The sequence below is a fragment of the Micromonospora pisi genome (genome assembly GCF_003633685.1).
GTDB lineage: Bacteria > Actinomycetota > Actinomycetes > Mycobacteriales > Micromonosporaceae > Micromonospora_G > Micromonospora_G pisi.
The window spans coordinates 1,399,759-1,412,573 of the sequence record NZ_RBKT01000001.1; the positions used below are offsets into that span (position 1 = coordinate 1,399,759).

The 12,815-nt window shown below is 70.2% G+C and carries 12 protein-coding genes; 5 read left to right on the forward strand and 7 right to left on the reverse strand.

Annotation, left to right across the window (positions count from 1 at the left end; all coding sequences use genetic code 11):
- Nucleotides 1-228: 228 nt before the first annotated feature.
- Nucleotides 229-873 carry a DNA alkylation repair protein gene (locus BDK92_RS05280; protein ID WP_121161655.1) on the reverse strand — a complete coding sequence of 215 codons (645 nt, stop codon included), beginning with the start codon at nt 871-873 and terminating at the stop codon, nt 229-231.
- A gap of 190 nt (nt 874-1,063) precedes the next feature.
- Here BDK92_RS05280 and BDK92_RS05285 point away from each other — a divergent pair, with 190 nt between their 5' ends.
- On the forward strand, nt 1,064-1,807 hold the full coding sequence (locus tag BDK92_RS05285) for an SDR family NAD(P)-dependent oxidoreductase (RefSeq protein ID WP_121161657.1): 744 nt from the start codon (nt 1,064-1,066) through the stop codon (nt 1,805-1,807).
- A gap of 162 nt (nt 1,808-1,969) precedes the next feature.
- Here BDK92_RS05285 and BDK92_RS05290 read toward each other — a convergent pair whose 3' ends face one another.
- The gene (locus tag BDK92_RS05290; protein WP_121155135.1) at nt 1,970-2,593 is read right to left on the reverse strand and encodes an HIT family protein; all 624 of its coding nucleotides are present in this window, start codon (nt 2,591-2,593) and stop codon (nt 1,970-1,972) included.
- A 197-nt stretch (nt 2,594-2,790) separates the two neighbouring features.
- Nucleotides 2,791-3,759 (reverse strand): GlxA family transcriptional regulator, encoded by a 969-nt coding sequence (locus BDK92_RS05295; RefSeq protein WP_121155137.1) that lies wholly within the window; start codon nt 3,757-3,759, stop codon nt 2,791-2,793.
- Between the two features lie 95 nt (nt 3,760-3,854).
- On the opposite strand from BDK92_RS05295, the gene BDK92_RS05300 reads away from it, so the two are divergent.
- The 3 genes from BDK92_RS05300 (at nt 3,855) to BDK92_RS05310 (ending at nt 5,654) form a co-directional block, all read left to right on the forward strand.
- On the forward strand, nt 3,855-4,511 hold the full coding sequence (locus BDK92_RS05300) for a DJ-1/PfpI family protein (RefSeq protein WP_121155140.1): 657 nt from the start codon (nt 3,855-3,857) through the stop codon (nt 4,509-4,511).
- A 79-nt stretch (nt 4,512-4,590) separates the two neighbouring features.
- Nucleotides 4,591-4,839: a hypothetical protein gene (locus BDK92_RS05305; RefSeq protein WP_246016835.1), complete on the forward strand. Its 249-nt coding sequence runs from the start codon at nt 4,591-4,593 to the stop codon at nt 4,837-4,839.
- Nucleotides 4,840-4,844: 5 nt separating this feature from the next.
- Nucleotides 4,845-5,654, forward strand: a complete 810-nt coding sequence (locus BDK92_RS05310) for a phosphotransferase family protein (protein WP_246016837.1) — start codon at nt 4,845-4,847, stop codon at nt 5,652-5,654.
- Between the two features lie 85 nt (nt 5,655-5,739).
- Here the strand turns inward: BDK92_RS05310 and BDK92_RS05315 are convergent, their stop codons facing one another.
- The 4 genes from BDK92_RS05315 to pepN form a co-directional block, all read right to left on the reverse strand.
- Nucleotides 5,740-7,503, reverse strand: coding sequence for an ABC transporter permease (locus BDK92_RS05315; protein ID WP_121155141.1), 1,764 nt, complete (start codon nt 7,501-7,503; stop codon nt 5,740-5,742).
- 1 nt (nt 7,504) lies between these two features.
- A complete protein-coding gene (locus BDK92_RS05320) occupies nt 7,505-8,233 on the reverse strand; it encodes an ABC transporter ATP-binding protein (protein ID WP_121155144.1) in 729 nt (242 codons plus the stop codon).
- Nucleotides 8,230-8,769: a PadR family transcriptional regulator gene (locus BDK92_RS05325; RefSeq protein ID WP_121155146.1), complete on the reverse strand. Its 540-nt coding sequence runs from the start codon at nt 8,767-8,769 to the stop codon at nt 8,230-8,232. The genes BDK92_RS05320 and BDK92_RS05325 overlap by 4 nt, the downstream gene beginning before the upstream one ends.
- A gap of 284 nt (nt 8,770-9,053) precedes the next feature.
- Nucleotides 9,054-11,438, reverse strand: a complete 2,385-nt coding sequence (gene pepN, locus BDK92_RS05330; protein WP_121155148.1) for an aminopeptidase N — start codon at nt 11,436-11,438, stop codon at nt 9,054-9,056.
- A 114-nt stretch (nt 11,439-11,552) separates the two neighbouring features.
- Between pepN and BDK92_RS05335 the strand changes: the two genes are divergently transcribed.
- Entirely contained in the window at nt 11,553-12,776 is a 1,224-nt protein-coding gene (locus BDK92_RS05335; RefSeq protein ID WP_246016838.1) for an MFS transporter, read from the forward strand.
- Nucleotides 12,777-12,815: the final 39 nt, after the last annotated feature.

Sequence of the window (12,815 nt, forward strand, 5' to 3'; positions counted from 1 at the left end):
GCCGCAAGCCCCCCAGTGCGCTATACATTAAGAGTGGCAGGGAGAGATCTCCCTGCCTTTGCTTTTTGCTGGAACTGACAACGCTTCTCGCGAAGCGGCGGCACGCCGCGTACGGCGGTACGCGTCGTCGGCCCAGGCGGATGTCCCATCGGCCTACGGATGCAGCCGCGGAACCGGGTCCTTTCCCTCGCTTCGATCCTGGGCGGAGCGCGTCGGGTGCGAGCCTTCCTACCTGTCGTGCTGTCGGCGCACCATCTCGTTGATCCAGGTGGGCGCGAACGGAGACGTGCAGCCCGCGGGGGTGGGGTAGTCCTTGAGCACTTCCAGGCGCTCACCGATGCCGATCGCTCGGGCGCGGTGCTCGGCGTGCTCGATCCCGATCTGAGCCAGGCAGTGGTTCATCGCCCACTGCAGACGAGCCGGGACGTCTCTCATCTCCACCTCGATGACGTCGAGCAGTCCCGCGAGGTCGAGGCCCTCGGGCTTCCTCGCCACGCGTTCGGTGGTCAGCGCCCAGCCGGCACTCGCGACCACTGGGTCCGGATCGGCGAACCAGGCCAGGCGCAGCTCTTCGGAGTGCGGGTTCTTCTTCACCACGTAGTTCACGAGCCAGTCGTGCACCTTGGGGGTGCGCGCCCCGCGCAACATGACGTCCAACTCGTCACGCTCGAACGCCTTCGGGCGGCAGATCAGGATCGCCAGCAGTTTCGCCGTACTGTCAGCCGTCTCCCAGAGCTGGCGCGCGAGTTCCTGCTGCGTCTTCAACCGCTTCGCGAGCGCGCGCAGCATGCTGAGGTTCACGCCGTGATCGTCACCGTGTCTCTCGTTCACCTCTCGTATCCTCGGGTCCTCGAGCGCGGCCAGCTCGGTCATCACCTCGGCTACCGTCGTCTCGGTCACCTCAGCCTCCTGCCCGTCACGTGTGAGCCTCAGCTTACGAGGACAGCACGCTGATCCAGGTGGTCGACAAGCGCGTGGTCCGAGGACCGTTGGTACCGGTGGCGCGAACGCGGCGTCCGATCGTCGCCAGACGGCTGGCCTTGTGTCGACCAGGCTCTCCATCATGAACAAGACACTTGACGGCAAGGTTGCTCTGGTTACCGGTGGTGGTCGTGGCATTGGCGCCGCTGTGGCGTTGCGCTTGGCCGAGGAGGGCGCCGACGTCGCCGTGACGTTCCAGCAAAATCAGCAACGCGCCGACGATGTGGTGGACCAGATCAAGGCCGCGGGACGACGGGCGATCGCCGTGAAGGCGGACAGCTCCGACCCGGCAGCGGTGGTCGACGTGGTGGACCGGGTCGCCGGTGAACTGGGTCGGCTGGACATCCTCGTCAACAACGCCGGCGCGTTCCTGCTCGGACCGCTGGAGCAATTGAGCCTGGACGAGTTCGATCAGACCGTCGCGGTCAACGTTCGGGCACCGTTCGTCGCTTCGCAGGCCGCGGTACGCCACATGTCGGCCGGTGGACGGATCATCAACATCGGCAGCAACGTGGCCGAGCGGGCCGTCTTTCCGGGCTTCTCGCTGTACGCGATGAGCAAGACCGCTCTGATCGGCCTGACCAAGGCGCTCGGACGTGAACTCGGCGGCAGGGCGATCACCGTGAACCTGGTAAATCCGGGAGCCACGGACACCGAACTGAATCCGGCCGACGGCCCCAACGCCGACACGATCAACGGGTTCACCGCCCTCGGCCACTACGCGGCGCCAGCCGACGTGGCCGCCGCGGTGGCGTTCCTCGCCAGTCCGGACGGGCGTTACATCACCGGGGCGACGGTCAACGTCGACGGCGGCTTCACCATCTGACCATCGGCTCCCCGCCGCCCTGCCCACCCTTGCACACCGTTACGGCCCGTCCTGCCCGTCTTGGCCAGACGGGTAGGACGGGCCGTAGCTTCGCGGCCTTGGGAATCCGCACGGTGGCGGCAACAGCCGTGACGGTGACATCCGGTTGGTGGATCAGGCCGGTCAGGCGACCGGTTCGCTGGTGGGCGACCGGTGGCCTCCGTGGCACGCAACCAACGCGTCTGCCACGATTTCAGCGTCAGCTTCCGCAACGTCCGCTGGGTACTCCGGTAGCAGGTCGTCCCAGACGACCAGCCACGAGCCGTACAATTGGGCCTGTCCTTCGGGCCGGGCGAAGAACCAGACGTGCAGATGGGCGCCACCATCTCCGATGCGGTAGACATGGGCGCGCGAGATGTGCGGCAGCGCCTGCACGCTGCGAACGATGCGAGTGCTCAACAGCCCCAGTTCGGCGGCCAGTTCGTCAGGTAGATCCGCCATGTCGTAGTGATCACGCGGATGCAGCATGAGCACCAGCGGGACGCCCACTCGCGGAATCCGGACCAGCCGCCAGTGATCGTTGAACCAGATCCCTTCGTCCCGGTCGCGGCAAGCGTCGCAGTCCGACGGATCCTCGCCGTGCCGCGCGGGCTCCGGGAGCACCGGCGGGCGCAACGGCGCTACCCGCAGTCCGTCCGGCTCGAACGGACTGATCTCCCATCCCGTCATGCGTGCCAACGGGAGCCGGCGCTCGCCGTCCGCGACGGCGACTGCGTGGTCATAGAACTCGTCCGGTCGCAAGGCCATGCGGCGAAGACTAGTACGACGAGATGCCAGGTGATCGATAGCCCCGTTGCGGCCGCCCGGCACCGCCGATGGTCTCGCACTCGCTGGCCAGGATGAACCCGAAGCATCCGCTCGTCGGCACGTGCGGTCGTACTCAGGATGCGGGCGGTCGGGTTCTGCGACAACGCGAGGTCGGCAACAGGCGACCGCGGCGGGATCTACCCGGAGGTGCTTGCCGCCGTCGGGGGTCGAGGGCGGAAGGTGGTGCGGTACGCCTGTGGTGTCACCCCGCTGAGTCGCTTGAACTGAACGCGGAAGTGCGCCGGTGAGGCGAAGCCGACGAGGTGGGCGATCCGGTCGACGCCGTGGTCGGTGCTTTGCAGGAGTTCCTGCGCGCGGCGGACGCGTACGGCGGTGACCCACTGCATCGGGGTGCGGCCGGTCTCCTCGTGGAAGCGGCGGTTGAGCGTACGCCCGCTGAGCCCGGCCTGGGCGGCCACGTCGGCCAGGGTCAGGTCCTGGCAGGCGTTGACCTCCAGCCACTCGAGGAGCCGGCCGAGGCCGAGTTCGGGGGCGCGCGGGTCGGTGCGCGCGATGTACTGCGCTTGCCCGCCGTCGCGGTGCAGTGGGGCCACAGCCTGCCGGGACGCGTCGGCGGCGATCGTGGCTCCGTAGTCGCGGAGTACGAGGTGCAGGCACATGTCCACGCCCGCGGTCGCCCCGGCCGAGGTGATGAACTGCCCGGTGTCGACGTACAGCACGTCCGGGTCCACCTGTACGGCTGGGAACGCCGTCCGCAACCGGTCGGCGGCGGCCCAGTGCGTGGTGGCCCGGCGGTGGTCGAGGAGCCCCGCCGCGGCGAGGGTGAAGGTGCCCACGCAGATCGAGGCGATGCGGGTACCGGCGGCCGCGGCGGTCCGCAGTGCGTCCAGGGCCGGGGCGGGCACGGGCGCGGCCGGGTCGTACCGGCCGGGCACGATGACGGTGTCCGCGCGGGCGAGCGCGTCGAGGTCGTAATCGACGGCCAGACGCAGCGGGCCAGCGTCGACCATCGGCTCGCTGCCGCAGACCAGTACCCGGTAGCCGGCCTGACCGTGCCGCAGTCGCACCCGGCCGAGCACCTCGATCGGCGTGGCGAGGTCGAACGCGATCGTGTCCGGTAGCGCCAGGACGAACACGGTGTGCATGGCGCTTTCCTCCGGCTGAGCGGCGGCAAGAAACAGTCGGACCATGGCAATCCTGCCACTGGTCGTGTTGACCGGCGAGGCCGAGGATCGGTGGCGTGTTGGTGCAGATCGTGTTGTTCGACGGGTTCGACCCGCTCGATGTCATCGCGCCGTTCGAGGTCCTCGCGGCCGGAAGCGACGCGGCCGGAGGCGACCTGGCGGTGGAACTCGTCGCCGCGGACGGCCCACGGGAGGTGGTGAGTGGCACCCGCGGCCTGACGCTGCGGGCGACCAGGCGGCTGGATCCGGACCGGCCGGGCTATGTCGTGGTACCCGGTGCCAGCGGACCCACGACCGGCGACCCCGACCAGGGTGTGGTGACGATCCCCGTACTGCTGGCCCGCTTCGCCGAGTCGACGGCGGTACCGCTGCTGCTCGCCGCCCTACACAACCCCGATGTGACGGTCGCGGCCGTCTGCGGCGGATCGCTCGCCCTGGCCATGGCCGGCCTGATCGAGGGGCGCCACGCGGTGACGCACGAACTCGGCATGGACGTGCTCGACGCGACCGGCGTGCACGCGGTGCCGGCCCGGGTCGTCGACGACGGCGACCTCATCAGCGCGGGTGGCGTCACGTCCGGGCTGGACCTCGGGCTGCACATCCTGGAACGCGAGTTCGGCCCGCGGGTCGCGCACGCCGTCGAAACCCTGTTCGAGTACGAACGGCGCGGCATCGTGTGGCGCCACGCCGGCCGCTCGCCCGTCACGATCTGAAGTGAGGCCGTCTTGCACGTCATCCTCGGCACCTGGGACGTCATCCTGAAGACCCCGATCGGCACGCTGGGCGCCGTCTATGTCTTCACCGACCTGGGGCGGGGTGGTCGCCGGCACCGCGTCGACACCGTCGGAGACGGTGCCGCTGGCCGCGCTCGTCTGCGACGGTCCCCGGGTGACCTGGCGGCAGTCGGTGACCCGCCCGATACGCCTTCACCTCGACTTCGACGTGGTCGTGGCCGGCGAAATCCTGACCGGACACTCCCGCGCGGGGCGCCTGCCCCGCACCAACGTCACCGGCACCCGCCGCACAAGCCGGGAAGGCTGAACCCTGTGCCGATCCGCCACCCGCAAAATCCGGCGACATGGGCGGCCATCCCCGCCAGGATGGCCGGTGTGGAAGAGGTTGAAGTCGTCGTCGCCCACAGCCAGCGCGCGACGCTGCGCGTCGGCGACGTGTTCCTGAAGGTCGACGGCGACCCGGCGCACGCCGACATCGAGGTGCGGGCGATGGCGATGGCGCCGATACCGACCCCGGCGATCCTCTGGCGCGAGCCGCCCGTGCTCGCGATCGCCGCCGTGTCCGGCAAGGCGCTCGGCCTCCTCGGCGAACCGTCGGCCGCGTCGCCGGCGGCGTGGGCTGCGGCGGGTGCCGCCATACGGCGGCTGCACGATGCGCCGTTGCCGCCGTGGCCGGGGCCCAGGCTCGACGACGTGGCGGCGGAGCTCGACAGCGAGTGCGCGTGGCTGCTCGCCAACGCCGTTCTGCCCGCCGAGGTGATCCGGCGCAACCGCGAGATCGCCGAGGCCGCGCTCCGGCCGTGGAAACCGGTGTTCATCCACGGCGACCTGCAGATCACCCACGTGTTCGTCGACGGCGACGAGGTCACCGGCGTCATCGACTGGTCCGAGGCCGCCCCCGGCGACGCCATGTTCGACCTCGCCACCTTGACCCTCGGGCACGAGGAACGCCTGGACGACCTGCTTGCCGGCTACGGCGCCGGCGCGGACCGGGACGTGATCCGCGCCTGGTGGTCACTGCGCAGCCTGGTGGCGTCGCACTGGCTGATCGAGCACGGCTTCGATCCCGACGCGCCGGGGTGCGAATTCGACGTGCTCAGATCCCGGATGCAGGAACCCTAGGGTCTGCGCCGCTGCAATTCTTTGCAGACGGAGGTTCTGCGACCCCGACAGGGTTGCCGCCATCCACTACGACCGCTGACGGCTGTCAGGTCGGTGCGGACTGGAGTGCGTCCACGACCGGACGCCGGGTGGCAACCATCGCGGGGATGGCGGTGAGCACGGCGATGGCGAGCAGGACTCCGAGTGCGGTGGCGAGCAGCCAGGAACCGGGTGGGTGCTGGACCTCGCCGGTGCTGACGAACGTAAGGAGCCCGATGCCGGCCGGGATCCCCGCGACGACGCCGGGTATGGCGGGAAGCAGTTGCGCTACCGCCAGGCCCAGGCCGGCCTGCGCGGGCGTGGCGCCGAGCGTCCGTGCGACGGCCAGCGGATGCCTGGCGTCGAGGACGGTGGTCCAGGTGCTCACGACGGCGTTGATGAGCGCAAGGATGCACAGCACGACGATTACGACGAGCAGGGCCTGATCCATTCGCTCGCTGCGGGGGTTGGCGAGCTCCGTGTAGCCGAGGTCGAAGTGCTCCACCCGGGTGTTGACAACAAGTACGGCGACGAGTGTGGTCGTGGTGATCAGGGTGTTCACTGTGACCAGCCGGGCACGGCGCGGCCGGCGGGCGTTGATACGCACCCCGATCAGCAGGGCGGTGGGCAGCTGCCGCGACAGCCAGATACGCCACCGTCGGCGCTGCGGTGGCGTTGCAGCGTCGGCCAGCGCGTGGACGGTGCTGGTGGCGGCGGCTCGCACCACCGGTACCAGAGTCGCCGCCACAGCGATCGTGAGGGCGAGGGCCGTGACGGCGATCACCGTGCGCAGCGCGGGTGGCTGGGCGTTGACGGAGCCGATGAGTCCAGCGCTGGGGCGGATCAGCATGGGTGCGGTGAACCAGCCCGCGGCCAGGCCGGTGGCGGCAGCGGCAAGCCCGATCACGAGGTACTCGGCGAGGTGGACGGCGGCGATCATGGCCGGTCCGGCGCCGACGGCCTTGAGCAGCCCCACCCGGCGACGCTGGGCGATGATCCGGCCCGCGACGATGCCGGCGACGCCGGCCAGCGCAAGGCCGCTGAGCAGCCAGCTGCCGACGAGCAGCGCCATCTGCGCGTCGCCGTACAGCCGACCGTTGAGGTGGTCGATTGCCTGCCAGGTGGTGAGTTGGTCGCCGACGGCGTACGTGGCGCTGGCCGCCGGGTCGGCGAGTTTGAGGTTGAGCGTGTACGACAGCGGCTGGCCGCCCGCGAGCGTGGCTATGTCGCCGCGGTCGACCCAGACCAGGCCACCGCGCTCGACCAGGACGCTGCCCGGGTAGTGCCACCCGGCGTAGGGGTACGTCGCTCTCGCGGCAGTGACCGCGGTCCCGATCACCCGCAGCGGATGGCCGTCGACGCTGACCGTGTCCCCGACGCGGACGCCGAGGGCGTCGGCGAAGGCACGCTCGACGACCACGCCGCCGGGGCGTACCCAGGTGCCGTCGGTCACGGCGGGCCGGTTGATCGATACGGGTGCGCTGTCCCGGCCCTCGATGACGGCGTGCGCGGATTTGTCGCCGGCCGTCATCGTCAGGTAGGCGATCGGAAAGGGACCACTGTGATCGGTGACGCTGGCCGCGGTGGTCATCGGCGCGAGCTCGTCCAACGCGGCCTGACCGGTGGCCCGGGGTGTCACGATCACGTCCGGGCCGACGGTGGCGGTCCGGGTCTGCTGGTACGGCCGGTCGGCGATTTCGTTGAGGGTGAGGCCGAGGGTCAGCGTGGCGGTGGCGGCGGTGATGGCGACCAGGAGCAGGACGGTTTCGGTCCGGCGGCGGCGCAGGTCCCGCATCAGCAGCCGGCAGACAAGCAGGAGGCGGCCGGACACGTCAGCGCCGCCCGTCGTAGACAGTCCCGGTAGCGGTGCTGACGAACCGGTTGTCGTCGGCGAACGCCCCGTCGCGCATGGAGATCACCCGGTCGGCAACCGCAGCGATGCGGGCGTCGTGGGTGACCACCACGAGAGTCTGTCCCGAGGCGTGCAACTCCTCGAACAGCCGCAGTACCTCCAGGGTGGCGGCGCTGTCCAGATTGCCGGTGGGTTCGTCGGCCAGCACGACCAGCGGCTCATTGCTCAACGCGCGGGCGATGGCGACCCGCTGGCGCTGCCCACCCGACAGCGCCGAGGGCAGGTACGCGGCCCGGTCGGCAAGCCCGACCCGGTCCAGCAGGTACATCGCCCGCTTGCGGGCCCGCCCCGGTGACTGGCCGGCCAGCAGCGCGGCCAGCTCGACGTTCTCCACTGCGGTGAGCTCGTCCATGAGGTGGAACGACTGGAAGACGAACCCGACACCGTCGCGCCGTAGCCGGGCCAGGGCCCGTTCCGTCATCGTGTCGACCCGGTGCTCGGCCAGCCACACCTGTCCGTCGGTCGGGCGTTGCAGCCCGCCGAGCAGGTGCAGCAGGGTGGACTTGCCGCAGCCGCTCGGGCCCATGATCGCCAACGTCTGTCCGGCGGGCACGTCCAGGTCGACCTCGTCGACCGCGCGTACCAGCGTGGTGTTCGAGCCGTACCGTTTGGTCAGCCCACGGGCCCGCAGCGCCGTCGATCCGGTCATGCCTCCGCCTTCCGCCCAGTCCGATCACGCTCGGCCCACATGCGCTCGCATGCCTCCAGCCACTCCAGGTCGGCCCGCAGCCGCAGCACCACACCCTCCAGCAGCACCCCGGCGACCGGATCCACCGACCGGTCCAGCGCCGCGCGCTGGGTGTCGCGCAGCCGACGCAGCACCTCGCGCCGCTGCGCGTCGACCAGCGCCACCGGATCAGCCAGCCGGCCGGCCGCGGCGGCCACCAGCTTCAGGTGGAACTCCGCGAGGTCCGGCTTCGGCCAGCTCACCTCGGTCAGCCAACCCGCGACCCGCTGCTGTCCGGCCGGGGTCAGCGCGTAGACCCGGCGGTCAGGCCGGTCCGGCAGGCCCTCGGCCCGCTCCGAGGTCACCAGCCCAGCCTTCGCCAGCCGGGCCAGCGCCACGTAGATCTGCCCGGCGTTCATCGCGTCGCCCAGCGGGCCGAGCGCGTCACGCATCCGGCCGCGCAGCTCATACCCGTGCGCTGGCTCCTTCGCCAGCATGGCCAGCACCACGTCCTGCACCCAGGCACACCCCTTCGTTCCAGACCGCTAATAGATAACCGGTAGCTATAGCACTGTCAAATCAGCGGCGGGGTGTACGGACGCAGCCGCTACCGACCTGGGTGGTTGTTCCGCGCGCAGTGCCAGGACGTCTGGCCCGCAGACATTCCGTGCGTACATCGGCTATTTGTTTGCACTAGGACCTGCGGCCGGGACGGCTACGCGACGATCAGGAAGTCCACCAGCCAGTGCCCGATCCGGGTCTGGGCGATCGAGGGCTGAGTGCGTCGGGGTGAATCGGAGCGTCACACCGTACGGTCGTCCAGTTCGTCCTCCCAATGCCGCCTCAGCACAACGGGCACGTCGGCGTGCAGCGCCTCACGGACCAACTCCAGCTCTTCGGCGGTCAGCGGGAGGGCAGGGAAGGCCCGGCCGACTGCGGCGGCGAACGCCGACCCGCGTCGGGCCAGCGACGGGGCGACCGCGACATAGGCAGCGACATACGGCGTGACGAGCTCGCGTTGCGACAGCGACCAGAGACCGGAGGCGAGCGCCTGGAAGCGGCGTACGGAGACGTCGGGGTCCTCGGTCATCGCCGCCCAGGCTGCCGATTTCGCCGTGGCCGTGGGGCGAGCGGCCAGTGCGGTGACGGCGCCGAGATCACCGGTGGCAGTACCGTCTCGCAGCCGCTCGGCCTCGATCTGCGGTGCTTCAAGGCCGCCGAGCTCGGCCAGCCGGTGTACGACGGCCCAGCGGAGCTCCGGGTCGAGCGCCAACCCCTGGTCGGTGGCGTCCGCGTCGAGCCAGCGCCGCAACAGGGCGGTGTCGCTCGTGGTCCGGGCCAGTCCGCGCGCCAACGCGACCGCGCGTTGCTCGTCCGGCTCGCCTTCGAGCGCGCACGCCGAGGCGATCAGCTCAAGTGCGGCGGGTATGTCCGAGGACGGCAGCACCCGGCGCACCAGGACGTTCAGGGTCCGGTCGAGGGCGGCTGTCACCAGGGTGGGTGACGACTCACGCGGTAGCTGTCGCGCCAGCAGTTCCAGGTGCGAGGCCGGCGGCACCCGGTCGAGCACCGTCGCCCACAGCACCGCCCGAACGAGCGGGTCGGGCAGGTCGGCCAGCGCGCGCGACACGGTCTCGTAGGAGAACGGGTCCAGCTCGATCCGGGCGAAGGTCTCGCCGTGCGAGTTGGGCACGACGGCCAGGCCGGCCCATTCCGGCAACTCCAAGGGCTGGTCCGCGAGGTCGACCAGCCGCGAGCCGACCGGCTCCAGCGACGAGGAGTACGCCGTGACGGTGAACCGGTGTGGCCGCACCCCGTCACGGGTCAGCACCGGAACGTCGCCGGATCGCAGGACCCGGATCGTGTCGTGTCCCGACTGCCGCAGCCACACCTCGGCCCATTCGCGTACGTCGCGTGGCGAGGCAGCGTCGAGCGCCGACAGCAGGTCCTCGAGCGTGGCGTTGGCGAACCGGTGCCCGCTGAGGTGCGCGTTCACCCCGGCCAGGAAGTCCGCCTCTCCCAGCCAGGTCACCAGTTGCCGTACGACCGCGTTTCCCTTGCCGTAGGAGATGGCGTCGAAAATGGTCGTGCCGGTGTCCACGTCCGGCACGTCCTCGGCGGCCGGTGCGACCGGGTGCGTGGAACGGCGCCGGTCGGCCAGGTAGGCACCGGGCTTGAAGGCCGCCTCGAACGACACCCGGGTGCCGGCGTACCCGGCCACGGTCTCGGCCACCTCGAACCCCATGTAGTCCGCGAAGGACTCGTTGAGCCACGCGTCCTCCCACCACACCGGGGAGACCAGGTCGGCGAACCACATGTGCGACATCTCGTGCGCGATCACCATCGCGCGGCGCCGGCGGTCATCGTCGGTGACCCTCGCACGCGGCAGCAGGGACTCGTTGAACGTGACGCAGCCCGGGCACTCCATCGCGCCCCAGTTGAGTTCGGGCACGAAGACCTGGTCGTAGGAGTCGAACGGGAACGGTTCAGAAAAAATCTGAGCATAGTGGTCGAAGCAGACCTCGGTCACCCGCCGCAACTCCGCGGCGTCGCGCTCCAGTTCGGCGGCGAGCGAGCGGCGAGCATGCCATCCCATGTGCAGGCCGCGATGCTGCCACCTCACCGAGTGGTACGGCCCCGCCACGACAACGAACAGATCGCACGGGATCGGCGGCGTGGTGGCGAACACGAACCGGCCCCCGTCAGCGACTACGGGCAACCCGTTCGACAGGACCGTCCACGCCGGGTCCGCAGTCACGCTCAGCGTTATCGGCGCCTTGAGATCGAGCTGATCGAAGCAGGCGAACAGGCGCTGGGTGATGTCCAGGCCGAGATACCCACCGACGTACCGCTCCCCGTCCACCGGGTCGATGAAGGTGTGCAGACCTTCGCCGTCGGTGACGTATTGCAGCCGCGCGTCCACGACCACTTCATGCGGCCCGGGGGTCAGGCCGTCGAGCGGAATCCGGCGTCCGTCGTACGCGGGCGCAACGGCCGAGCCGTCGAGCGTCACCTCGAGCGACTCGGCCCGGTACAGCTCCAGGAAGGTGTCGCCACCGTCAGTGTGGAACCGTACGGCGACCCGGCTCCGGAAGGCGTCCGGAGATCGGACGTCGAGCGCGAGGTCGTAGGAGACCTCGGAGAGCATGGCGGCGCGGGCGCGGGCTTCGTCCAGGGTCAACGACACCCGGACAGACTATGCGCTCGGCCCCATGACCAACGCGCTGTCATCAGCAGTTCACGATGCCGTACCCGTTTGCCCTCGTATCGATGCCTTGATCCCGCGCCTTAGCGTGGCAGGGTGGCAGCACCCCGCATGGCACCGCCGGAGACGATGAGCCGCCGGTTGACGTTCCTGTTCGCGGTGGCGGCGGGAGCGGCCATCGGCAACCTGTACTGGGCGCAGCCGATACTCGGCTTCATCGCGGGCGATCTACGCGCCGCGACCGCGACGGCCGGTTGGCTCGTCACCGCCACCCAGGTCGGGTACGCCGTCGGTGTGCTGCTGCTCGTGCCGCTCGGCGACGTCCTCGACCGCCGCCGGTTCGTCCCGGTGATGCTGCTGACCTCGGCCGTCGCGCTGCTGCTGTGCGCGCTGGCGCCGTCGATCGGCATGCTCCTGCTCGCACTCGGGATACTCGGCGTGACGACGATTTCCGGACAGGTTCTGACACCGCTGGCCGGGGACCTTGCCAGCGACGCCCACCGTGGTCGGGTCGTCGGCGTCGTCGGGTCCGGGACCCTCACCGGTATCCTCGCCTCCCGTACGATCAGCGGGTTCGTCGCCGGCGCCGCCGGATGGCGTACGATCTTCGCCCTTGCCGCGGTCGTCGCCGTCCTGCTCGCGGTCCTGCTCTACCGCGCGATCCCACCGCTGGCACCGCGAACACGCATGTCGTACCCCGCGCTCATCGCCTCGGTCGGCACGGTGGTCATGCACGAGCGGGCGGTCCGATGGACGCTGGTCCTCGCCGCCATCGGATTCGCCGTCTTCTCGTTGCTCTGGACGGCGCTGACGTTCCTGCTCAGCGGCCCGCCGTTCGAGTACCCGGTACCGATGATCGGGGTGTTCGGGTTGGCCGGCCTCGCCAGTGCTCTCGTCGTCCAGCACGCCGGTCGGCTGCACGACCGAGGATGGTCGCTACCCGCCACCGGGGCGGCATGGATACTCGCCCTCGGCGCCTTCGTCGTAGCGGCGTTCGCCGGCCGGTCCGTCGTGCTCGTCGTCATCGTGATCGTCATGATCGATGTAGCCCTCCAGGCGCAGGCCCTACTCAACCGGGCCCGGTTGTTCGCCGTCTCTCACGAGGCTCGCAGCCGGCTCAACACAGCGCTGGGCACCGGCAACTTCATCGGCGGCGCGATCGGCTCCGCCGCCGCGACCGTGCTCTGGTCCGCGGGTGGTTGGACAGCGGTCACGATGGCGGGAGCGGCGCTCTGCTGCTTCGCGCTCGCGGTGTGGACGCTGGGACGTCGGGGTCCGCTCGTCACCCGCCTCGCCGACCGCCCGAAAGCCCTCCCTTGACCGCACGACACCGCGTGCCGCAGGACTTTGGGAAAGCAC

Coding starts and splice junctions, on each gene's coding strand:
- BDK92_RS05280 (WP_121161655.1), bottom strand. CDS start 873: ATGACCGAGCTGGCCGCGCTCGAGGACCCGAGGATACGAGAGGTGAAC.
- BDK92_RS05285 (WP_121161657.1), top strand. CDS start 1,064: ATGAACAAGACACTTGACGGCAAGGTTGCTCTGGTTACCGGTGGTGGT.
- BDK92_RS05290 (WP_121155135.1), bottom strand. CDS start 2,593: ATGGCCTTGCGACCGGACGAGTTCTATGACCACGCAGTCGCCGTCGCG.
- BDK92_RS05295 (WP_121155137.1), bottom strand. CDS start 3,759: ATGCACACCGTGTTCGTCCTGGCGCTACCGGACACGATCGCGTTCGAC.
- BDK92_RS05305 (WP_246016835.1), top strand. CDS start 4,591: ATGTCTTCACCGACCTGGGGCGGGGTGGTCGCCGGCACCGCGTCGACA.
- BDK92_RS05320 (WP_121155144.1), bottom strand. CDS start 8,233: ATGACCGGATCGACGGCGCTGCGGGCCCGTGGGCTGACCAAACGGTAC.